17 protein-coding genes, 1 pseudogene and 1 riboswitch are annotated in these 22,823 nt (G+C 39.8%); of the genes and pseudogenes, 12 read left to right on the forward strand and 6 right to left on the reverse strand.

Annotated features, from left to right (window positions below; all coding sequences use genetic code 11):
• Positions 1-91 precede the first annotated feature (91 nt).
• The 9 genes and pseudogenes from AA0X71_RS10995 to AA0X71_RS11035 all read left to right on the forward strand — a co-directional run bounded on the left by AA0X71_RS10995 (position 92) and on the right by AA0X71_RS11035 (position 8,809).
• The gene (locus AA0X71_RS10995) at positions 92-1,192 is read left to right on the forward strand and encodes an ABC transporter ATP-binding protein (protein ID WP_413362047.1); all 1,101 of its coding nucleotides are present in this window, start codon (positions 92-94) and stop codon (positions 1,190-1,192) included.
• Positions 1,185-2,057 (forward strand): carbohydrate ABC transporter permease, encoded by an 873-nt coding sequence (locus AA0X71_RS11000; protein ID WP_413362049.1) that lies wholly within the window; start codon positions 1,185-1,187, stop codon positions 2,055-2,057. Before AA0X71_RS10995 ends, AA0X71_RS11000 begins: the two co-directional genes overlap by 8 nt.
• 14 nt (positions 2,058-2,071) lie before the next feature.
• On the forward strand, positions 2,072-2,911 hold the full coding sequence (locus AA0X71_RS11005; protein WP_413362051.1) for a carbohydrate ABC transporter permease: 840 nt from the start codon (positions 2,072-2,074) through the stop codon (positions 2,909-2,911).
• Between the two features lie 67 nt (positions 2,912-2,978).
• On the forward strand, positions 2,979-4,301 hold the full coding sequence (locus tag AA0X71_RS11010) for an extracellular solute-binding protein (RefSeq protein ID WP_413362053.1): 1,323 nt from the start codon (positions 2,979-2,981) through the stop codon (positions 4,299-4,301).
• Between the two features lie 61 nt (positions 4,302-4,362).
• Entirely contained in the window at positions 4,363-5,820 is a 1,458-nt protein-coding gene (locus AA0X71_RS11015; RefSeq protein ID WP_413362055.1) for a CehA/McbA family metallohydrolase, read from the forward strand.
• The gene (locus AA0X71_RS11020) at positions 5,786-6,511 is read left to right on the forward strand and encodes an HAD family hydrolase (RefSeq protein WP_413362057.1); all 726 of its coding nucleotides are present in this window, start codon (positions 5,786-5,788) and stop codon (positions 6,509-6,511) included. Before AA0X71_RS11015 ends, AA0X71_RS11020 begins: the two co-directional genes overlap by 35 nt.
• Before the next feature lie 971 nt (positions 6,512-7,482).
• Complete coding sequence (gene ltrA / locus AA0X71_RS11025; protein ID WP_413362059.1) at positions 7,483-8,493, forward strand: group II intron reverse transcriptase/maturase; 1,011 nt, start codon at positions 7,483-7,485, stop codon at positions 8,491-8,493.
• A pseudogene (locus AA0X71_RS11030) lies at positions 8,471-8,590 on the forward strand (group II intron maturase-specific domain-containing protein); the annotation flags it as partial. The gene ltrA and the pseudogene AA0X71_RS11030, both read left to right, overlap by 23 nt.
• A gap of 3 nt (positions 8,591-8,593) precedes the next feature.
• Positions 8,594-8,809, forward strand: coding sequence for a hypothetical protein (locus AA0X71_RS11035; RefSeq protein WP_413362740.1), 216 nt, complete (start codon positions 8,594-8,596; stop codon positions 8,807-8,809).
• Positions 8,810-8,900: 91 nt separating this feature from the next.
• Here AA0X71_RS11035 and metH read toward each other — a convergent pair whose 3' ends face one another.
• The 5 genes from metH to AA0X71_RS11060 form a co-directional block, all read right to left on the reverse strand.
• Positions 8,901-12,338, reverse strand: a complete 3,438-nt coding sequence (gene metH, locus AA0X71_RS11040; protein WP_413362061.1) for a methionine synthase — start codon at positions 12,336-12,338, stop codon at positions 8,901-8,903.
• Positions 12,316-14,184 (reverse strand): bifunctional homocysteine S-methyltransferase/methylenetetrahydrofolate reductase, encoded by a 1,869-nt coding sequence (locus AA0X71_RS11045; RefSeq protein ID WP_413362063.1) that lies wholly within the window; start codon positions 14,182-14,184, stop codon positions 12,316-12,318. The genes metH and AA0X71_RS11045 overlap by 23 nt, the downstream gene beginning before the upstream one ends.
• Positions 14,185-14,200: 16 nt before the next feature.
• The gene (metC, locus tag AA0X71_RS11050; RefSeq protein WP_413362065.1) at positions 14,201-15,370 is read right to left on the reverse strand and encodes a cystathionine beta-lyase; all 1,170 of its coding nucleotides are present in this window, start codon (positions 15,368-15,370) and stop codon (positions 14,201-14,203) included.
• A complete protein-coding gene (locus AA0X71_RS11055) occupies positions 15,370-16,479 on the reverse strand; it encodes a methionine biosynthesis PLP-dependent protein (protein ID WP_413362067.1) in 1,110 nt (369 codons plus the stop codon). Before AA0X71_RS11055 ends, metC begins: the two co-directional genes overlap by 1 nt.
• Before the next feature lie 78 nt (positions 16,480-16,557).
• Positions 16,558-16,673: riboswitch (SAM riboswitch) on the reverse strand.
• 62 nt (positions 16,674-16,735) lie between these two features.
• A complete protein-coding gene (locus AA0X71_RS11060) occupies positions 16,736-16,918 on the reverse strand; it encodes an H-type small acid-soluble spore protein (protein ID WP_413362069.1) in 183 nt (60 codons plus the stop codon).
• Between the two features lie 299 nt (positions 16,919-17,217).
• Between AA0X71_RS11060 and AA0X71_RS11065 the strand changes: the two genes are divergently transcribed.
• Both AA0X71_RS11065 and odhB read left to right on the forward strand, forming a co-directional pair.
• Positions 17,218-20,058 (forward strand): 2-oxoglutarate dehydrogenase E1 component, encoded by a 2,841-nt coding sequence (locus tag AA0X71_RS11065; protein WP_413362071.1) that lies wholly within the window; start codon positions 17,218-17,220, stop codon positions 20,056-20,058.
• Position 20,059: 1 nt separating this feature from the next.
• On the forward strand, positions 20,060-21,277 hold the full coding sequence (gene odhB / locus AA0X71_RS11070) for a 2-oxoglutarate dehydrogenase complex dihydrolipoyllysine-residue succinyltransferase (protein ID WP_413362073.1): 1,218 nt from the start codon (positions 20,060-20,062) through the stop codon (positions 21,275-21,277).
• A gap of 71 nt (positions 21,278-21,348) precedes the next feature.
• Here the strand turns inward: odhB and sda are convergent, their stop codons facing one another.
• Positions 21,349-21,480 (reverse strand): sporulation histidine kinase inhibitor Sda, encoded by a 132-nt coding sequence (gene sda / locus AA0X71_RS11075; RefSeq protein WP_413362075.1) that lies wholly within the window; start codon positions 21,478-21,480, stop codon positions 21,349-21,351.
• Positions 21,481-21,925: 445 nt separating this feature from the next.
• Between sda and AA0X71_RS11080 the strand changes: the two genes are divergently transcribed.
• Complete coding sequence (locus tag AA0X71_RS11080) at positions 21,926-22,774, forward strand: gamma-glutamylcyclotransferase (protein ID WP_413362077.1); 849 nt, start codon at positions 21,926-21,928, stop codon at positions 22,772-22,774.
• The last annotated feature ends 49 nt before the right edge of the window (positions 22,775-22,823 follow it).

Raw genomic sequence — 22,823 nt, forward strand, 5'->3', positions numbered from 1 at the left:
ACACAAACACAATATAAAGTTATCGAATCCTACATAAAAACAGATTTTTCTTGTGGTATTCTGAAAATGGATTAAGAAGGGGAGTGAAAATATGCCCATTATCGAATTGAAAAAAATTTCGAAAAGCTATGATCAACATTCGAATGTCATCGAGGATTTCAATTTATCTATCGAACAAGGTGAGTTTGTTGTCTTCCTTGGACCGTCTGGCTGTGGAAAATCAACAACATTACGTATGATTGCCGGACTTGAATCGATTACAAATGGGGATTTGTTTATTAAAGGAAAGCGCCAGAATGATATTCCAGCCAAAAATCGAGATATTGCCATGGTCTTTCAAAGCTATGCACTTTATCCGCATATGACTGTTTTTGAAAACATCGGCTTCGGCTTACGGGTACGAAAAGTGAATAAACGCCTCATCAAGGAAAAAGTCGAACAAGCAGCAGAGCTTTTAAATCTGACTCCTTTCTTAAAGCGGAAGCCGAAGGATTTATCTGGTGGACAGATGCAAAGGGTCGCATTAGGAAGAGCGCTCGTTCGCGATACAGATATTTTCCTAATGGACGAGCCGTTATCCAATTTGGATGCTAAGCTTCGAACGACGATGCGCGAAGAGCTTGTTCAATTGCATAGAAAACTAGGAGCAACTACTATTTTTGTCACGCATGATCAAACAGAAGCGATGACGATGGGTGATAAAATCGTTATTTTGAACAACGGCAAAGTCCAGCAAATTGGCAAGCCAACAGAGATCTACCATTACCCGGCTAATCTCTTTGTCGCAAGCTTTATCGGTTCGCCAGCCATGAATCTGCTATCGGTGAAAAAAGAAACCGATCGCTTTGTTTTCGCAAGCTATCCGCTGGAAACTCCTGATTTCACGAAAGAACCACAGGATCTTATTCTAGGAATTCGTCCGGAGGACTGCCACATTTCTACAATAGAAGGTTATCCTCTTGAGATTACTTTTATCGAAGAAATGGGCTCAGACCAATTTATTCACGGGATTGCAGACGGCCAGAAGGTGATTATCAGAGAACTGCCAGATAAAAAATTCCAGATTGGCGAACACATTTTCTTTACGGTCAATCCAGAAAAAATTAGCTGGTTTGACAAGGCGACCGGTGAACGTTTGCGGCTAAAATTGGAAAAAAATCGGAGCAAACAATTGAGGGCGAATTATGGATAATAAAGCAACGATCTCGCAGATTCTTCTATATGTGTTGATTCCATTGATTCCGCTAGTCATCTTTTGGATCCTTCCATTAATCGTTTCGGTCTGGCTGAGCTTTACAAACTGGGATTATATCAGTCCAAGCTATGAATATGTGGGAATAAGCAATTACACGAACATACTTACGGACAAAGCGTTTTTGCAAGCATTAGTCAATACGATCTTTTTTGCCCTTGCAACCGTTGTGCCGATTTTATTTTTTGGCTTTGTGTTTGCGGTTATGTTGAACAGGCTGAAACGAAACGTTACGTTTCTTCAAGGGATTATGTTTGCCCCTTGGATTACACCGATGATTGGAATGTCGATCGTCTGGTCTTGGATGTTTGATCCGCGAATCGGGCCAATCAATCAATTTATTGGAATGATCGGACTGTCGGAACCGAAATGGCTAACTGATTCTGAAACGGCGATGTGGGCTGTCGTCATTGTGACAGTCTGGAAAAATATTGGCTGGGCAATTCTTTTCTTCTCTGATGCCTTGTCTAAAATTCCAAAAGGATTATTTGAAGTGGCAGATGTTGAAGGCGCCAGCTGGTGGTACCGCCTCCGGGATGTATTGATTCCGCTTGTTTCACCGACAACACTATTTTTATTTATCATTTTAACCTTAGACTCCTTGCAGGCTTATGACCAAATCAATGTGCTAACCCAAGGCGGACCAGCCGGTAGCACAAGAACTTTATTGTACTTATATTATGAAATGGCCTTCCAGCAATTTAACATGGGGGCAGCGACTGCGGTCGCTGTGTTGATTCTGATTATTTCCGCTCTTCTGGCATTCATCTCAATGAAGATCTCGAAAAAATATGTATTTTACTAAGGGGGTGGAGAAGAGTGCTAAAAGCAAATCGATTCGAAAAGCTGAGCTTATTTTTGATCCTTTTAGTGATCGGTCTCTTTATGGTCTATCCGATGGTCTGGATGCTGCTTAGCTCATTAAAAACGACAGAGGAAGTTTTGGGCAGCACGATGACAATTCTACCGAGTAATCCGCAATGGTCGAATTTCTCTGGAGCACTGGAAATGGCCCCATTCCTGCGTTATATCTGGAACAGTTTTTCAACAGCCTTCGTCATTGTCCTGATGCAATTGTTCCTATCCAGCCTGTTAGCATATTCTTTAACGCAAATGGAATTTAAAGGGCGCAACTCACTGTTCATGGTGATTTTATGTACATATATGCTTCCAGCGGCCGCTACCTATGTTCCTAGTTATGTGATTATTTCAAGGCTTGGCTTGATGGATTCTCTCTCGGGCATTGTTGTATCCAACCTCGTTAACGTGTTTACGATCTTTCTGCTCAGACAGAATTTCCTGAAAGTGCCGCGAGAATTGATTGAAGCAGCTCGCGCTGATGGATCCTCTGAGTGGACAATTCTTTGGAAGGTTGTCGTGCCGATGTCAAAGAATGCGATCATCAATGCTTCGATTCTTAGCTTTATCGGCAATTTTAATAATTATTTATGGCCTTCATTAATTACTAATAGTCAAGAAAACTACTTGATTTCCGTTGGACTTAATCGATTTTTCAACAGTCAAGGGGCATTCGGTGATACATTTCCATTGATTATGGCAGCAACAGTCATTTCGGTTCTGCCATTGTTGCTGGTGTATTTCCTTTTACAAAAATTCTTTATTGGAGCAGTCAGTTCCTCTTCGGGGGTGAAGGGCTAGAATACGTAAATTAAACAATTAAACAAATAAACAATTATTCAATTTAAAAAAGGAGAAGTGAAATTCTATGAAAAAATTAAAATCGTTCATGATTATCATGCTTTTGCTTTCTTTATTAGCTGCTTGTGCAAGCGACGGTTCAAGTAATTCTGCATCGTCCGAAGATAAGCAGGCGGGAGCTGGCAGTGGCAAAGCAGTAGAAATTGAATTTTGGTATGGATTAGGATCTGTGGCTGGAGAAACGATGGAATCGATTATTGCTGATTTTAACGCTTCCCAGGAAGAAGTCGTTGTCAAAGGTGTACAGCAGGCCGATTACAGTGAAACATGGCAGAAAGTTCAAGCAGCTATAGCGGCGAAAAAAGCCCCGGCTGTGTTTATTGCTGATGTAGGGATTGCCAATGCATATGGCGGGGAAGAAGGAATTTTACAATCATTAGATGAGTATATGGATGCTACAGATTTTAATAAAGAAGATTTGCTTCCAGTCTTTACTGAACCAAATATCGTTGATGGAAACACGTATGCTCTTCCAGCTTATGGGACAACACAAATCATGTATTTTAATAAAAATGTGTTTGAAGCAGCTGGTGTAAATCCTGATGACGCTTTCGTTTCATGGGAAAAATTAGCCGAAAGTTCAAAAGCAATACAAGAAAAATCAGAGGCTGAATTTGGTCATATGATTATGTGGGGTTCTGGAAATTTAGTCGATATAGCCTTAAGCAATGGTGGTCAAATAGTAAGTAAAGATGGCAAAGAAGTAGTAATTAATTCTCCTGAATGGGTTGAGGCATGGGAATTTGCCCGTAAAAATATTCATGAAGAGAAAACGATGGGGCTTATTTCTGGCGGTCAAGGTTGGGAGTATTGGTACAAAACAATTGACCAAGTCATGAATGGAAATGCTGGCGGCTATACAGGTTCTTCTGGTGACCGCGGAGACTTAGATTTCTCCTTTATTGATGCAAGAGAGCAGCCAGGTCTGAATGGTAATATAGGAAAACCGATGGCTGGCGCATTAAGTATGCTAATCCCAAAAGCGAAAGAACAAGCCGAAAAAGATGCAGCATTTAAATGGATGCAATATTTTACAAGTCCTGAAGTTCAAGCACAATGGTCGATGAAAATCGGTTATATCCCTGTCCGTGAATCAACGATGGAAGTAGCAGAGTATAAGAATCATGTTGAAGAAAATCCTTATGCAGGCATTCCTTATAAGCAAGCCTTGCATGCTTCACCTAGCTTTATTGATCCAACTGGTGGCAAAATTACGGATGCCTTAACGATTGCTGCAGATAAAGTGGAATTACAAAATGTTCCTGCTAAAGAGGCGTTAGATGAAGCACAAGAGGTCGCACAAAAAGCATTAGATGAAGTCAATAAATAAGAGAGATTCATAAGGAGAGATTTACCTATCTCTCCTTCATTCAAATAGGAGGGAATATTGAATGAAAAGTTCTATTATCATCCCGATCAAACCATTTGCTGTTAAATTAGATCAATCTATCGATAAAAATAGATTGAAAGAACATGTGATTCATAGAATGAGCTTTGAAGTCGATAAACGATATGAACAGCTAGTGATTACTTTTCAGGGAGATAAGATCAGGTGGTTTACATGTAATGTTTATCATCAAAATGAAGTGCGTGGACAAGCGTTGCAAACGATGAAAAAACCAATGGAGACGATCTGCATCGGGAGTGAAGAGACATTTAATTCCGCAACATCGGTTCCAGGAATGATTATGCCGGGTTCTTGGGAAGTCGAATTTGAGTTTTTCCCTGATGCGGCTGAAACCATTGAATTAGAAGTAAATTATGAGTTGCGTGAGCGGGGGGAAGTATCTCGCGATTATCTGGAAAATCAGCGCGATATTTATGTGCCGCTGGAGTTAATTCACACGGCCAAAAAATGGTATAAAGGCGATTTCCATACCCATACCCATTATAGTGATGGGGAGATGACAAGAGAACGGAATTTAGAGAGTGCGAAAAATCAAAAATTGGATTTCTTCGTGGCAACCGATCATAATCTAGTTACCCATTATTGGCCAAACGAAGAGGATGTACTGCCATTTCCAGGGACCGAATTGACTGCACCTGGCGGCCACGGGAATTTTTTATTTGCTGAAAAACCAATCTTTCGAAATTGTTGTTTAGCAGATATGTACTCTGAAGAAGGGGTTAATAGAATTATTGAATGCAACTTGGACAATGGATTATTCTCTATCAATCATCCGTTTTTGTCGCCATGGGCATGGTTAATGCGCGAAACGAAATTGGACATGGTCACTTCATTAGAGCTTTGCAATGATCCAACCTATTCAGAGAATCGTGTAGCGACAGAAAAAGCATTAACTTTTTGGTCAGTCTTATTGAATGATGGCTACCATATCACTGGTATCGGCGGTTCTGATAGTCATTTATTGCCTGAAGAGAAGTATCCAGAAGCAACAGAGCCTTCGCTGATCGGTGACCCGGGTACATATATTTATGCGGACGGTTTAACAGCAGAAGCTTTAAAGGCAGGAATCCAAGCAGGGCATGCCGTACTAAGCCGAGATGGATTTATTGATATTAAAGTAAGTGGAGAAGAGCTGCTGCCAGGAGATACGCTTTTGAAGGGAACTGGTGTCTTCGATGTAATATTGGAACGAGTAGCTCCTGCAAAAATTCAATGGGTCGTCGATGGAGAAATTGTAAAAGTTGATGAAAGTAACGAAGCAAGCTATGAATATCAGTTTGAAGACGGAAGCTATCATTGGATCAGAGTCGATGTCCGTGATACTGAGGATCGCTTTATTGGGACATCAAATCCCTTTTATTGGGGGAAAAAACAAACATCATTACGAACTTGGGGAGACGCGCTGGATGAATGGAATCGAAAAAAAAGCAATACTTTTTGATAAAGATGGTACTTTGATCGAATACAATTCGATTTGGCCAGATGCAACACGGGCAATGATTCCGTACTTTCGCGAGAAGTTTGAGGTAAAAGAGAATATCGGTGACGAGGAATTATTGAAAAGACTTGGAGTTGACGAGGAAAAAGTGAAGGATTGTACTGCAATTGCTTCAGGAACGTCTTTTGATATTGCTGAAGTATTAAAACAATCATTAAAAAATAGCAATCAGGATACACTTCGCTTTGTCCGGGAGTATTTTTATCAATACACAATTGAAAACAATAAGGCAATTAAAGCCATTGGAGATGTAAAAAAATTGTTTGCTCGTTTAAAGCAAGCAGATATTCGAATCGGAATTGTGACGGCGGATGACTATGATTCGACGCTGTTCGCCCTTAAGCAGTTAGAAGTTGAAGAGCTAGTTGAGTTTATTGCGACTGGCGACCGCTATGAGGCAAAACCAGCTGTGGAAGCAATCGAAGCCTTTTCTGCTGTGATCAAGATCCCACGCGATCAAATCCTTTTCATCGGAGATTCAATCATTGATATGCAGTTTGCCCGCCATTGCCACAAAGGGATTGCTGTCTTATCAGGTGTCGGTGAGGAAGGAGAACTAATTCAATATACTGATGCGATCTATCCGACGATACATGAAATCCCATATGAACGATTTCTAGAGAGGGAATTTTAAGAGATTATTTGGGTTAGATTTAACGGGTGCCTGTCACCACTCGGATTAAACTCAAAGGCTCTTTTCACAAACATTGTTGCTATTTAGTCATAGATAGGAGAATAAAGCCCTATTATTACTCGTTAAATTAGTATCAAGTAAGCGAAAAGTGCCGCGCAAAAATAATGTGTGTTCTAAAACCCCATTTACGAAAAAACCACAATCATTACGAAAACAGCGAACTCAAAAGTGTGTTGGTAAGGGTACAACGGAAGAATATTACTGCCAAATAGTGAATAAAGCGAAAGCCAGAGAATCAGTAAGTATCTCTGGCTTTTGTGCGCTTGGCAGCGCTTTTCTCTAGAGGGTGTAAATCCCTTACATGCCGTTGTGGCGGAAATGTTAGCTGATGGACAGTGCGAGTATCGTGAGGTTTCGTGCGGAGGGACCAAAGGCAAAATTCGGAACAGGTGGCATTCACCGTGTTGGCTGGTAGGATTGGAGAACCTTGCGAAAGATGGGGCAAACCAATACCACAAAAGAAATAAATCCTACAAGTTATGAGGACTGGAGTCGAATGAAAGAGAAATGACGTGACCCAAGGAGGTCTCATCTTCTCCACTACAAAGTGGTAAGCATCGTTCAAAACCCGAATGGACAAGAAGTGTGTGAAGGAAGGTGAGAAGTCAGAGCAGGGGATAGTAGTGAATAAGCTTACCGGAAAGGCCACAAAGGTAAGTGACTTGTCACGAGTTGATAAGGCAAACATTGACCCAAAAGGCAATGATTTGTGCGAAGCCCGTCTGTCCATGAAAGAGAAGGAAAGTCCTTATAGACTCAGTGTGTACTAAACAGAATACCGATGAGGCAGATAGCCGTAGATTCGGGACCGAATAGAAAGTAGGTTGTTTAGGGCGGAGTACTAACTTAATGACCATCCAGTGACGATTGTCTATTCAGATGGGTAAGGAAGGATAGGAAGATACGAATACATGAATGAATCTAAAAGACCGCAGAACTTGCGTGCAGGAGAGAAGAAAGACAAGAAAAAGAAATGGTATAGCCTCATTGATAAAATCTGGTCTATCAAGAACCTTGAGTTCGCTTTTGAAGAGGTAAAGAAAAACCGTGGAACTCATGGAGTAGACAAAGTATCCATTAAAGACTATGAAAGAGAGCTGGAACACAACTTAAGAGTGCTCCAACAATCTTTAAAGGATAAAACCTACCGAACGAGACCAGTAAGAAGAGTCTACATCCCAAAGACGGATGGAACACAGAGACCATTAGGAATCCCGACCGTACAAGACCGAATCGTACAGGCCGCAGTAAAACGAAGCCTAGAACCTATCTTTGAAGAGAAGTTCCTCGATTGTAGTTATGGTTTTCGACCAAATCGCAGTGCCCATATGGCGATTGAGAACATCCGAAAGGATTTAATGGATGGATATACGTTCGTCATTGACGCTGATATTAAGACATACTTTGATTCCATCCCACATGAGAAACTAATAGAACTCGTAAAGGAAGAGGTAGTAGATAGTAGCGTATTGTCCCTTCTGCTTCAATTCCTCAAATCCGGAGTTTTAGAGAATGGAGTTGTGCATGAAAGTGCGCATGGGAGCCCGCAGGGAGGCGTGATTAGTCCACTACTGGCTAATATTTATTTACATCCATTAGACGAGTTATTGACAGCACGTGGACATCGCTTGACTCGATATGCGGATGACTTTGTCATCTGTTGCAGGTCAAGAAAAGGGGCAGAAAGAGTCTTAAAATCCGTTAAGAAACTTTTAGAGAAAGAGTTAGGATTGGTCGTACACCCAGAGAAAACGAAAATTGTGGACAATACGAAGGAAGAGTTTACGTTTCTAGGCTATTCCTTTAGTAACGGCTATTGGCATAAACCTTCAGAGAAATCCATCAAGAAATTTAAAGATAAAATAAGGAAAATAACCAGAAAAAAATCTAACCATAAATATGGAAGAATTTATCAAACATAAGGTGAACCCCGTCATTAGAGGATGGGGTAGGTATTTTGGGATTGGATTTTCTTCAAAAGTCTTTAGAGAACTCGACATGTGGATTAGACGAAGGCTTAGAATGATTCAGTTAAGAAGTTGGAAGAAAATAAAAAAGTTCCATAAAGAATTACGGAGAAAGAAGTGGAAGGGAGAACTTCCTCGATTGAGAATGAATCGATGGAGGAGTTCAAAGTCGACACCGGTACACACGGCTTTGCCAATTGAATGGTTTCGTGAACAAAAGCTAGTTTTTCTTGTCGATATTCATAAAGAACTGCATTCCCAAGGGGAATAACATGGAGGAGCCGTATGCGATGACCCGCACGTACGGATCTGTGAGAGGCGCATGAAATTTTCATGCGCCTACTCTATTGCATTCAGCTAGCTCATAGTACATTGAAATACCTAGCCTCCGGATGGGCAAATACGATTGCCGTAACAGATGCCTCTGGCTCCATCATAAACCCTTCTGTTAGCTGGATTCCAATATCCGTAGGTTGAATGAGCTTGAATAGTTTACTTTGATCCTCTAAATCAGGACAAGCTGGATAACCAAATGAGAAACGCTGCCCTTGATATTTTGCCGTAAAACGTTCTTGCATCGTCATGTTCGCCGGATCTGGGAATCCCCACGCATCTCTCATTTGACGATGGATTAATTCAGCAAATCCTTCAGCCGATTCTAGAGCAAGAGCCTGTAGGGCGTGGGACTCTAAAAATCTCCCAGCCGTTTTAAGTTTTTCTGCTTGTTCACGAATTCCTCTTCCAGCCGTTACGGCAAAAAATCCAACATAATCGACTTCACCAGAGTTTACTGATTTGATGTAATCCGCAAGACATAGGTAAGACCCCTTATGTTGACGAGGAAATTCAAATGTCTCAATGATTTTTGAATGATCATTAGGGTCGTATATATAGATCCTATTTTCATCAGACTGAGCAGGAAAAAATTGATAGACTGCAGCAGGTTTGATCCATTCGTACTCTTTCGCTTCCATGAGTAATTGATTAACCGTATCATTTACTTTATGTGCTTTTTCATCTTTTGCTGCTAAAAGTTTTTCAATTTTTCCTTTTACCCCAAGGTGATGTCCAATTAGCATTTGTCTATTGATATAAGGTTCAAGATGATCTAATGAATAGGACTTTAAAATATGTCTCTTCAAGTCTCGTGGAACATAAACTGGAACGGTTGTCGAAACTTTTGGTTTTTCGAGTACTGCTGTCGTTACAGGACGTTCATAAGCAATGGAAACAGCCTCTTTTAACTTCTCTTCTTTTTCGTTTATAAGGATTTGTTTTTCTTCTTGATTCTGTATTTGATTGGCAAGCGCTAAACCATTCATTGCATCCTTTGCATAAAGAACAAGACCATCATATTCTTTAGAGATCTTTGTATCAGTAAACTTTCTCGAAAGAGCAGCTCCGCCTACTAAAATCGGAATATCAATCCCTGCTTGCTTCAGGTCATGGGCTGTTATGACCATTTGTTGGGCAGACTTTACGAGCAGTCCAGATAATCCTACCATATCAGGCTTTTCCTTTTTAACTGCTTCAATCAATGTGGTAGGAGCTACTTTAATTCCAAGATCTATGACATCGTAACCGTTATTACTTAAAATAATGTCCACTAAGTTTTTCCCGATATCATGGACATCTCCTTTAACGGTCGCTAAAATAATCTTGCCTTTATTCGAGCTTGTATCATTTTTCTCCATATAAGGCTCTAAGTGAGATACAGCTGCTTTCATGACCTCAGCACTTTGCAATACCTCGGCAACGATTAACTCATTGTTATTGAAAAGGCGACCAACTTCCTTCATCCCTTCCATTAAGGGGCCATTGATAATCTCCAGTGGGGAAGGGAAGGCGTTCAAGGCAACATCTAAATCCTTTATTAAACCTTCTTTTGTACCTTCAATCACATAATAAGCTAATCTTTCCTCAAGAGTCATATCAGGAATGGAGCTTCTCGTTTCTTTTTTCTTATCACGATAGAATTCGGTGAAAGTGGCTAAGGAATCTTTTGTTGTATCGAATAAAAGCTTTTCCGCCATTGCTACTTCTTCCTTTGATATGGAAGCAAATCGTTCCAGCTTTTCGGTATTGACGATCGCATAATCAAGACCTGCCAGTGTGCAATGATAAAGGAAAACGGAATTTAAGATTTCTCGACCGACAGGAGGTAAACCGAAAGAAACATTGCTTATTCCTAATATTGTTAACGTTCTTGGGAATTCTTTTTTAATCATCCTTATCCCGTCAACCGTTGCTTTAGCAGAGCCAATATACTGTTCATCACCAGTACCTATCGGAAACACTAATGGGTCAAAAATGATGTCCTGTGGTGGAATATTGTATTTATGAACGAGGAGATCATAAGATCGTCTCGCAATTTCAAGTTTTCTTTCGGCTGTGACGCCCATCCCTTTTTCATCAATTGTCCCAACAACAACTGCTGCACCAAAACGATGAATAAGGCGGGAGATTGACGCAAACCTTTCTTCGCCATCCTCTAAATTAATTGAATTGATAATCGCTTTACCTTGTGAAAAGGAAAGGGCCTTTTCTATTACTTTTTCATCGGTTGAGTCAATGACGAGTGGTGCTTTAATCTTTTTCGTTACTTCTTTTAAAAAGTTTTCCATATCCTCAAGTTCATCACGGTCAGGATCGGCTAAGCAAATATCAATGACATGGGCTCCACCCTTTACTTGGGCTCGAGCAATTTCTGCTGCTTCTTCAAACTTCCCCTCTGAAATAAGGCGTTTAAATTTCCGTGAGCCAATGACATTTGTTCTTTCGCCGACCATAATTGGACGGAGGGTAGGATCATCATAGATAAAAGGTTCTATTCCTGATACCATATGATGGTCTTGAATGGTAGGTTTCCTTGGTAGATATTGCTTCATTTCTTCAGCAATGGCTCTAATATGTTCTGGTGTTGTCCCACAACAGCCACCGACAATATTGAGCCATCCTTCTGCTGCAAAGCCACCTAACTTTTTCGCTAACGATTCAGGAGTTTCGTGATAGTTTCCATCTTCATCTGGTAGTCCGGCATTTGGATAGCAACTAACGGCTGCTGTCGACAGTTGAGATAGGGAACGAATATGGTCCTGCATAAATTCTGGACCAGTAGCGCAATTTAAGCCAACTGCTAGAGGTTTCATATGTTCAACGGAGATATAAAACGCTTCAATAGACTGTCCAGCCAAAGTTGTACCCATTGGCTCTATCGTTCCAGATAGAATAATAGGCAGTTCGATTTCTCTTTTTTTAAAAGCTTCTTCGATCCCTAGAAAACCAGCCTTTACATTTAAGAGATCTTGACTTGTCTCGAGAAGGAGGAGGTCAACACCGCCGTCAATTAAACCAAGTGCTTGCTCTTCATACGACTGTTGGAGTTTCTCAAAGGAAGTGCCACCAGTAACAGATAGTGTCTTGGTAGTGGGTCCCATTGATCCTGCAACAAATCGAGGCCAGTCTAGTGTAGACATCTGGTCAGCTGCTTTTTTTGCAATGAGGGCGGCATTTTTATTAAGTTCATAAGCTTTTTGTCCGATATCGTACTCATCTAGCACGATTTCCGTTGCACCGAAAGTATTTGTCTCAATAATATCTGCGCCTGCCTGTAAATATTGTAGATGGATGGATTTAATAACATCAGGACGGGTAAGATTTAATATTTCATTACAGCCTTCGAATTCCTCACCGCCAAAATCCTCTGCAGTTAAGTTTGCCTGCTGAAGCATCGTTCCCATCGCACCGTCCATGATGAGAATCTTTTTAGTTAATTTTTCAGTTAGTAATGCTTTTGACATCTTGCTTCCTCCTCGTAATCCTGTTGCTACATTCATTTGCATAGCGAGCAAGCTCAACTGTTAATTCATAGCGCAGAAATGGGGTGATCAAATAAATTCCATTAAATAACTCAGCAGCTGCATCGATTAGGTTCTTCGTAATCGCGATACCTTCTCGGGCAGATTGGATCGGATCGTTTTGTAGTGAAGCCATTTGATCGCGAATCGTTTGGGATATTTTAATCCCTGGTACTTCATTATGGAGAAACTCAGTGTTTTTGCTACTTGTAAGAGGCATGAAACCAATGTAAATCGGTGTATCTAAATGCTTTGTTGCTTCATGAACTTCAAGTAATTTTTCCTCTGAATAAATAGGTTGGGTAATGAAATAATCTGCTCCATATTGGATTTTCTTTTCCATACGGACTACGGCTTTTTCTACAGAACGTACATTTGGATTAAAGGCAGCTGCGACTGAAAAGGCTCCTTTTTGTCCAAGGTCTTTTCCAGAGGTTGATAATCCTTCATTAAACTGCTTAATCATTTGAATCAGTTCAAAGGAAGAGACATCATAGACTGAAGATGCCCCTGGAAAGTCACCTACACGCGCTGGATCTCCCGTAATGGCAAGGATATCATGTAATCCTAGTGTGTGTAATCCCATTAAATGGGATTGAAGTCCGATTATGTTGCGGTCTCGACAGGTGATATGTACTAATGGCCGTAAGCCTACTTCTTTTTTTGTTAAATAGCCTAGAGCTGAATTCTCGATTCGAGGGGAGGCGAGAGAGTTATCTGCCAATGTAATGGCGTCAATCCCTGCCTCCTTTAATGCTCTTGCCCCTTGGAAAAATTTATCGGTATTAAGCTTCCTAGGTGGGTCTAACTCCACAATAACAGAATGTCTTTCCATTGCAATCGTTTGAAGTGGAATTTCATCTCTTTTACTAGGAGCAAAATCTATTTTAATAGTAGCTTGCTTCTTATTTTCTATTTTCTTTTCTGTTATCGGTGTTACTCCTTTTAATTCCGCTGTAAAAGAACGAATATGAGCAGGGGTGGTTCCACAGCAACCGCCGAGGAGTCGGATGCCTTGTTCACGAAATGCTTTTGCGGAATTTTTGAAGTAGTCAGCATCGCCTTCATAATGAAATTTCCCATCTGTATAAGTAGGGAGACTTGCGTTAGGAAAAGCAGATAAAAAAGCCGTATTCGGAATTTGTACTTCTTCTAAACTTTTAATCATATGATGAGGACCGAGGCGACAATTTAAACCAACAACGTTTGCCCCTAATCCTTCTAGTCTTACAAAAGCTTCATTAATATGTGTTTGATTTTGCATAATCCCTGGCTCTTGGATGGAAACTTGGGCAATGATCGGAAGTGACGTTTCCTTCCTGGCTATCGATAGGACTGTTTCAAGTTCCTCCAAATCGTAATAGGTTTCAAGGAGGATCCCATCTACACCTTCTAATAGAAGACAATAAAGCTGTTCACGAAAACTTCTTTTAATTTCTTCCATTGAGATCGCTTTCGGATTGACACCACGGTTTCCACCCATTGTACCTATGACATAAGTATCTTCTCGAGCAGCTTCTTTTGCGATTCTCACAGCAGCACTATTAATCTCTTTTACAGAGTCTTCTAAGCCATATCTTTGCAACTTCAAATAATTCGCTGCATACGTATTGGTTTGAATCATATCTGAACCAGCTTTGATATAAGCTTGATGAATTTTTTTGATTTCATCTGGGTGTGAAAGATTAATTTCTTCAAAACAGCTATCTGTTCCGTAAGAATATAGAAGGGTCCCCATGGCGCCATCTGCAATGAGGATTTGCTTTTTTAATTTTTCTAGAAAACTCATTTTTTAATACTCCCTTCTATTTTACAGGTGAATAGGTATGATTTAAGGCATTGGAAAAATCAGCAATGAGATCATCAGGATTTTCCAAGCCAACGGATAATCGTAAGAGACTATTACTAATCCCTCTTTTTTCTCTTTCTGATTTCGGCATTGCTCCGTGAGACATTTTGGCAGGGTAGGAGAGGATCGATTCAACTGCTCCTAAACTAACAGCAAATACTGGAATTTTTACATTTTCGACAAAGCTCTTTGTCAGTTCCTCTGATTCAAGTTCAAAGGATAGAACGGCACCTGCATTTTTCGCTTGCTTTTTCTGTAATTCGAATTGCGGGTGATCTTCAAGACCAGGATAATAGACTTTTTTTACTAATGGGTGATGCCTAAGGTAGTTTGCTAACTTTGTAGCACTTAGTACAGATTGTTGTAATCGAACAGATAGTGTCTTTAATCCTCGCATCACGAGCCAACAATCTTGAACACCAAGTATTGCACCAAAGGAATTCTGTAAAAAAGCTAATTGTTTCCCTATTTCTTCATCCTTAACAATAGCTGCGCCTGCGACGACATCACTATGCCCAGAAAGGAATTTGGTGGCACTATGGAGTACAATATCTGCACCTAAAGTTAATGGCTTTTGTAAAGCAGGGGTGAGAAATGTATTGTCGACAAATGTATAGGCACCATATTTCTTCGCTATTTGACTGATAGCTGATATGTCAGTCACTTTTAAGGTTGGATTAGACGGTGTTTCTACATAAAAAACCTTCGTGTTAGCTTGAACAGCATTCTGTACCGCATGTAAATCAGTCATATCTACGAAAGTATAGTCAATCCCAAATCTAGAGAGAACTTCTGTGACCAGACGGTATGTGCCCCCATATACATCTTCGGTGATGACGACATGATCACCCTTCGATAAGAGAAGAAATGCTGTTGAAATGGCTGCCATTCCAGAAGCAAAGGCAAACCCTCTGACACCACCTTCTAATTCTGCTAGATGCTCCTCAAGTGCTTCCCTAGTCGGATTTAAACTTCTGCCATAATCATATTTTCCATACGTATCAAAGCTGGTTTGATGAAAGGTGGAAGCATGTTGAATGGGTACGCTAACTGCACCTGTTGAGATATCAAATTTTGATTTGTTATGGAGTAATCTCGTTTCAAAGGAAAAACAGTCACCGCTCATCATTCTACCTCCTGTTTTGCATTTGTTAATGCTTGCTGCAGATCATCGATTAAATCTTTTACATGTTCAATCCCGACTGAGAAACGTAATAAACAATTATCAACGCCAGTCTCAATCCGAACCTCCTCAGGAATATCTGCATGAGTTTGGGTTGCTGGATATGTAATGAAGCTTTCTGCTCCACCTAGGCTCTCAGCAAAGGTAATTAACTGGAGATTTTTTAAAAGGGGATTGACCCATGCTTCGTTCTGAACTCTAAAGGAAATCATTCCACCGCGTCCTGGGTAAAGAACATCTTTAATATCGTTATGCGCTGATAAAAACTCGACAAGTTCCTTTGCGTTTTGTTCATGTTTATCCATTCTTAAGGCTAGTGTTTTCATCCCACGCATTAATAGCCATGAATCGAAAGGACTAAGAACGGCACCATTGCCATTATGATAGAATGCTAGAGACTCACAAAGACTTTTCCCTTTCACGACGATCAGTCCAGCGAGAACATCATTATGCCCCCCTAAATACTTTGTGGCACTATGGATGACAATATCTGCACCTTCTTTAATTGGTTTCTGAATGTAAGGGGTGTAGAAAGTATTATCGACAATCAATAAAAGATTATGTTCCCGTGCCAACTTTGCTACTTCATTTATGTCGGTTTGTTCCATTAATGGATTTGTAGGTGTCTCAATAAAGATCGCTTTAGTATGTTCAGTTATACTTTGTGAGATGTTGAATACATCACTTGTGTTTACATATGTAACGTTTAAACCCCATTTTTTAAAGCTTTCTTCAAGAATTCGATAGGTTCCACCATATAAATCCTTTGAAACAATCCATTCATCTCCTGATTGAAAAAGAGAAAGGACAGTTAAAATAGCTGCCATTCCTGAACTACAAGCAAATCCAGCGTCACCTTCCTCGAGTTCAGCGATCGTTTGTTCGAGAATTTGTCTTGTTGGATTGCCGGTACGGATATAATCAAAGCCCGTCGACTGTCCAATTCCTTCATGACGATAGGCGGTTGATAGATAAATAGGGGGATTGACTGTTCCGGTTGTCTTTTCGCTGCGATTGCCGATTTGAGCTAAAGTAGTTTCAGGTTGATACATTCGTAAACACTCCTCAAATAAAAAATAAAAAGTCTCCTTTTAAGAAGAAGACTTTTTTGATAACGTATTTAGTCATTCTTCTTATCTTTCAAGTTTTATCTAAAAAAAACTTGTCGGAATTAGCACCTTGCAATATCATTCTGCAGGTTGCTGAGGTTTCATAGGGCCAGACCCTCAACCTCTCTTGATAAGAAATTAGATTTAATTTTCTAAAATTTACTACAATCACTCAATAAAGTCAATGAAAAATTGAAAATTAAATCTCTTCAATTAGGTTTAAAATAGGCACATCCTGCTCATTTTCAGGATTCTGTTTCGAATAAATTCTCGCCATTTTTGTTTCCTCATCAACATGCTGTATGATCACGGGTACACCTTCATAGGTGACGTTGTGAACTTCAGCACTTTCTACTATTTCCCTTGCACGACCAATATTCACGAAAAAGTTCATCTCCTCCATTTATGTTCTATCATAATTTGCCTATTCACACTCAAATTTATCCAATCAATGTAATTATTTAAACAGGTGTTAAAATTTTCTTAAAATAGGTTATTGCCTAATCAAGTTTTTACTATTTACACAGTTAAAACCTTTGTAGTTCTTACATGAACGTGTTAGAATAGCTTTGAAAACGTTATATCCTCTGAAAAATAATATTATTCTAACATTTGAGTTTTCGAAATGAAAAACAGAGGATAAGTTGATCAATTTCTTAATAGATTTTGGAGGTATTATACATGAAGAAGCCATCAGATGGTCAAGGACCAGTATGGCAAGGGTTTCACGGGCCGAATTTAGGATATGTCATTGAGATGTATGAAGCATTTTTAGAAAATCCTGATTCAGTGGACAAGGAAATGAAAGCATACTTCGCAGAACATGGACCACCAACTTTGAAAGAGGAAGAAACAATCAGTATTCCTCCTAATGTTACACAGGTTGGGACACCTATTGAGAAAATATTGGCGGCAGCAAACCTTGCTGACAAGGTAAGAGGATATGGCCATTTAGCAGCTGATATTTATCCATTAAAAAATCAAGAACCTGATAAAGAATTGATTGAAATGGACTACTACGGGCTAACAAAAAAGGATCTAGAGGAAATACCAGCCCATTTCATTTCAACGGATATTCCAAAGCATTTAAAAAATGGTTATGAGGCCATTGAGTACTTGAAGAAGGTTTATACTGGGAAAATTGCATTTGAAATTCGCCATGTAAATAATAATCAAGAAAAAATGTGGATTCGTAATAAAATTGAAAGTGGGGGTCTACTTCCAACATTTACCCCTGATAAAAAGAAAAAAGTGTTACAACGATTAACAGCGGTTGAGGAATTTGAAAAATTTATTCATAAAACCTTTGTCGGTCAAAAACGCTTTTCTATAGAAGGTTTGGATACGTTAGTTCCGTTAATTGACGAGATTATATCTGAAACTGTTCGAAACGGCGCATCTACGATCAATATCGGCATGGCTCATCGAGGGCGCTTAAATGTACTTGCGCATAATTTAGGTAAGCCTTACGAAATGATTTTTGCGGAATTTCAACATGCACCGAATAAAGAGCTCGTTCCTTCTGAAGGTTCCATTGGCATCAATTTTGGTTGGACAGGAGATGTAAAATATCACCTTGGGCTTAACCGGGAACTACCTCAAGCAAATCAACGTAAGGCAAGGGTGACACTAGCGAATAATCCAAGTCATCTCGAATTCGTCGGAGCAGTTGTGGAAGGGTTTACTCGTGCTGCTCAGGATGACCGTATGAGCAAAGGATATCCAAAAGAAGATTTGAACTCAGCATTAGCGATTCTAGTTCATGGTGACGCGGCATTCCCAGGTCAAGGGATTGTGGCTGAAACATTAAATTTAAGTCGCTTAAAAGGATACCGTACTGGTGGAACGGTCCATCTTATCGCCAATAACTTAATCGGTTTTACGACGGAAAGAATGGATTCTCGTTCAACGAGATATTCAAGCGACTTAGCAAAGGGCTATGAAATGCCGATTTTACATGTCAATGCCGATGATCCAGAAGCAGTTTTAGCAGCTGCTCAATTTGCTTGTGAATATCGAGAAACCTTTAAAAAAGATGTTCTCATTGATTTAGTCGGTTATCGTCGCTTTGGTCATAATGAAATGGATGAGCCGATGACAACGAATCCATTAATGTATCAACTTATTCAGCAACATCCAACTGTAAAGGAATTATATGCTCGAAAATTACTTAGTGAAGGCATCCTTTCTCAAAATGAGATAGAAAAGCTCGATCAAGTAGTACTTACAAGGTTACAAGAAGCATATCTCAAAGTGCCAGAAAAAAAGGAGAAAGAAGGAGATCCTAAACCTCCTATTACAGTAGAAAAAGGAATTCCAAAGATTGCTACAGGTGTTCCGATAGAAAAGCTTAAAAAAATGAACGAAGAGCTTTTACAATGGCCTGAAGAATTCCAAGTATTTAGTAAATTGAGCAGAATTTTGAAGAGGCGTCTTGATGCGTTTAAGGATAATGGAAAAGTTGATTGGGGATTAGCTGAGACACTTGCCTTTTCATCTATCATAGCTGATGGAACCCCTGTTCGTTTGTCTGGACAGGATTCTGAACGGGGCACATTTGCTCATCGGAACATCGTTTTATATGATCAGAATACAGGAGAAAAATTCTCTCCATTGCATCGTTTATCGGATGCAAATGCTTCGTTTGCTGTATACAATAGTCCACTATCAGAAGGTTCGGTGTTAGGTTTTGAATATGGTTACAATGTGTTTGCACCTGAAACACTTGTATTATGGGAAGCGCAATTTGGAGACTTCTCAAATGCTGCACAAGTCATTTTTGACCAATTCATCTCATCTGGAAGAGCGAAGTGGGGCGAAAAATCTGGACTCGTTATTCTTTTGCCGCATGGATATGAAGGGCAAGGACCAGAGCATTCAAGTGCTCGGATGGAAAGATTTTTAACATTGGCGGCTGAAAATAACTGGACAGTCGCGAATTTAACGTCTGCTGCACAATATTTTCATATTTTAAGAAGACAGGCTGCGGTTTTAAAAAGGGAAGAGGTTCGACCTCTTGTGATTATGACACCAAAGAGCTTGCTTCGAAATCCAGGCGTAGCATCCCACCCAAGTGAGCTAAGTGTAGGGGAATTCCGTTCGGTTATTGAACACAAAGATTTAGGGAAAAAAGTCGATAAGGTTGAACGTGTCATTTTGGGAACAGGAAAAATGATTGTCAATGTTCTCGAACAGCTTGATTCAGCTGAAAATACAGACTGGTTACATGTTGTGAGTGTGGAAGAAATTTATCCATTCCCAATGGAAAGTCTCCGAGAGATTTTCGAGAAGTTCCCTAACCTAAAGGAAATCGTTTGGGTCCAAGAAGAACCGAAAAACATGGGAGCGTGGACATTTGTTGAACCACGTATTAAAGAAATTGCCGAAAGCAATGTAGCTGTACGCTATGCTGGACGTAGACGTCGTTCAAGTCCTGCTGAAGGAGATCCAGACGTTCATAAGATGGAGCAAGCCTGTATCATTGAGAAAGTAATCACCCGTTCGGTAGAAGGAGGAAATTAAGGTGGCGGAAATTCGAATTCCAGAGTTAGCAGAATCAATTACAGAGGGAACTGTAGCTGGATGGCTAAAAAAGATCGGAGACAAAATTGAAAAAGGCGATTATCTTGTTGAATTAGAAACAGATAAGGTCAATGTTGAAATTATCTCTGACTATAGTGGAATCTTAACAGAAATGAAATACAGCGAAGGGGACACGGTTAATGTCGGTGAAGTGATCGCCATCGTTTCAGAGGAAGGCGAAGCACCAGTTCCTGTCCAGGAAGCTCATCCAATCGAAAATAATCAAGAGCAGCAATCTTCTGAACAGCAAGAAGATAAGAAAGAGCGTCCGATTGCATCTCCATCTGCGCGCAAACTTGCAAGGGAAAAAGGAATTGATTTAAGCCAAATTCCAACAGTGGACCCATTAGGACGGGTAAGGGCTCAAGACGTTCAAGGTTTCAATCCAGGTCAACCAACAGTTGAAAAAGCGGCACCTACACCAGCGCAAGTACCGAAGCAAGAGATTGCCACTGATCGTAAGCCTGTAGAAAGAATTCGCATGTCCCGCAGACGTCAAACGATTGCTAATCGCCTAGTCGAAGTACAACATACGGCAGCGATGTTGACTACTTTTAACGAAGTTGACATGACAAATGTATTAAATTTAAGAAAGCGTCGGAAGGACAAATTCTTAGAAGAAAATGACGTAAAACTTGGATTTATGTCATTCTTCACGAAAGCAGTAGTTGCTGCTCTTAAGAAATCACCATTATTGAACGCTGAAATACAAGGTGATGAAATCGTCCTGAAAAAGTTTTATGATATCGGAATTGCCGTCTCTGCACCAGAAGGACTTGTTGTTCCAGTCGTGCGTGATGCAGATAGAAAGAGCTTTGCAGAAATTGAAAAGGATATTTTAGGTCTGGCAGATAAAGCTCGTCAAAATAAACTTGCTCTTAATGACCTGCAAGGAGGTACCTTTACGATTACAAATGGTGGAGTATTCGGTTCTTTACTATCCACTCCAATCTTAAACGGGCCACAAGTTGGAATTTTAGGTATGCACTCAGTCAAGCTTCGTCCAGTGGCCATTGATGAGGAAAGAATGGAAAATCGTCCGATGATGTATATTGCCTTATCATACGACCATCGTATTGTTGATGGAAAAGAAGCTGTTACATTCCTTAAGAGAGTGAAAGAGCTTATTGAAGACCCTGAATCATTAATCTTTGAATAGAAAAAAAACCACCGTTTATACTTTTAAACGGTGGTTTCATGTTTTGAGAAAGAAGTCAAACGTATAATTCTTTAGTTCTTAAAGGGTTTTAATCCACGCTTTCTAATTTCGTCCTTCAAAATCTTCGCCCATTCTTTATCCTTTTCCGACTTTAATGCATCACGATACGAGACAACTAACAATTCATTACTCATAATCTTCATTGTGCATACCTCCAGGTAAAAGGATTGTAAATCTATGTTTATTCATTGTAAAGGATATTTCTCCCTTTGAAAACCCATTTCGCAAAATTTTCGAAAAATAATGAAGTCTGAAATTCATTCAATCTTCAGATGGAGATCTTTTCGTTCTCACTCCCAATGTGAAGGAGGGAATGTAAAGATATCATAGATGTATAAGGGAGGATTGAAAAATGAACTATGACTATTATATCCATACAGAGTTAGCTAAACTTAAGATAAATGAACTAAGGAAAACTTCATACAAGTACTCGTTGCTCAAGAAGGAGAAAAGAACAAATATTGTAAGCAGAATCGTAGATTTGTTTCGAAATTAGTATATTCTCTCATGCAGATGTAAGACAAACCGAATCTCTTAAGTTAAAATAGAGATATCAGAAAAGTCTTAAGATTGCGGGAGGACGTTGAAGTGAAGGTTTTCGTTTACGGAACATTAAGGAAAAATGAAGGAAATCATAGGCTATTACAAAGCGCTGATCCTATTGCAGAGCAAGCATGGACATTTGGAGAATTATTTGAAACTGGGCAGGGCTACCCGGCAATGAAACGATCTGAACAGGGAAAAGTATATGGAGAATTATATGAGGTCGATCTAGCCACCTTAGCAAAGTTAGATCATCTTGAAGATTACGAGGCTAACAGGGAAGATAATCTATATGAGCGAGTGGAAGCTCAAATCTTTACAGATAAAGATGAGTTTACTGCTTTTGTTTATATAGAGAAACAAGTAGGTTTGAGTAAGGAACTGATCCCTCATGGAGATTGGAAGCTACATCAGCTACTGAACAAAAAACCAGCTACCATTTATTATTTTGCTTATGGCTCCTGCATGGACGTGGAAAGGTTTGAGATGGCACAAGTAGCTCGTTTTTTTGAAAAGGTGACAGGTGCTTGCACCCTTGAAGAGTATTCTATGAAGTATCTATTTACTGCACATGATGGAGGACGCGCTGATATTATTGAAGATGGTGGTGTGACGGAAGGGATCTTGTACGAAATTCCTTTTGAAGGCCTGCAATATCTTTTTGATAGGGAAGGCTTTAATCTCGGGTGGTATCGACCTACATTTGTTGATGTGAAAATAGGTGAAAAACGGATGTTGGACGTTTTAACTTTTCATGTATATGAGAAACAACCGGAGTTAGCACCACCCCTTCACTATGCAACAGAAATTCTTCGAGGCTCAAAAGGGAGAGTTAGTCAAGGATATTATCAAAAATTGGAGGAAGAACTTGTCAGACTAGGGTGTAAATTGTAATACTTTCTGAGAAAAATGTTTCAAACAAGTTCAAAGGGTGGTAAATAGG

This window comes from Robertmurraya phoenicis (assembly GCF_047302285.1).
In the GTDB taxonomy this organism is placed as follows: domain Bacteria; phylum Bacillota; class Bacilli; order Bacillales; family Cytobacillaceae; genus Robertmurraya.

Coding starts and splice junctions, on each gene's coding strand:
- ltrA (WP_413362059.1), top strand. CDS start 7,483: ATGAATGAATCTAAAAGACCGCAGAACTTGCGTGCAGGAGAGAAGAAA.
- AA0X71_RS11010 (WP_413362053.1), top strand. CDS start 2,979: ATGAAAAAATTAAAATCGTTCATGATTATCATGCTTTTGCTTTCTTTA.
- metC (WP_413362065.1), bottom strand. CDS start 15,370: ATGAGCGGTGACTGTTTTTCCTTTGAAACGAGATTACTCCATAACAAA.
- AA0X71_RS11015 (WP_413362055.1), top strand. CDS start 4,363: ATGAAAAGTTCTATTATCATCCCGATCAAACCATTTGCTGTTAAATTA.
- AA0X71_RS11065 (WP_413362071.1), top strand. CDS start 17,218: ATGAAGAAGCCATCAGATGGTCAAGGACCAGTATGGCAAGGGTTTCAC.
- metH (WP_413362061.1), bottom strand. CDS start 12,338: ATGTCAAAAGCATTACTAACTGAAAAATTAACTAAAAAGATTCTCATC.
- AA0X71_RS11045 (WP_413362063.1), bottom strand. CDS start 14,184: ATGAGTTTTCTAGAAAAATTAAAAAAGCAAATCCTCATTGCAGATGGC.
- AA0X71_RS11035 (WP_413362740.1), top strand. CDS start 8,594: ATGATTCAGTTAAGAAGTTGGAAGAAAATAAAAAAGTTCCATAAAGAA.
- sda (WP_413362075.1), bottom strand. CDS start 21,480: ATGAAGATTATGAGTAATGAATTGTTAGTTGTCTCGTATCGTGATGCA.
- AA0X71_RS10995 (WP_413362047.1), top strand. CDS start 92: ATGCCCATTATCGAATTGAAAAAAATTTCGAAAAGCTATGATCAACAT.
- AA0X71_RS11000 (WP_413362049.1), top strand. CDS start 1,185: ATGGATAATAAAGCAACGATCTCGCAGATTCTTCTATATGTGTTGATT.
- AA0X71_RS11055 (WP_413362067.1), bottom strand. CDS start 16,479: ATGTATCAACCTGAAACTACTTTAGCTCAAATCGGCAATCGCAGCGAA.
- AA0X71_RS11020 (WP_413362057.1), top strand. CDS start 5,786: ATGAATGGAATCGAAAAAAAAGCAATACTTTTTGATAAAGATGGTACT.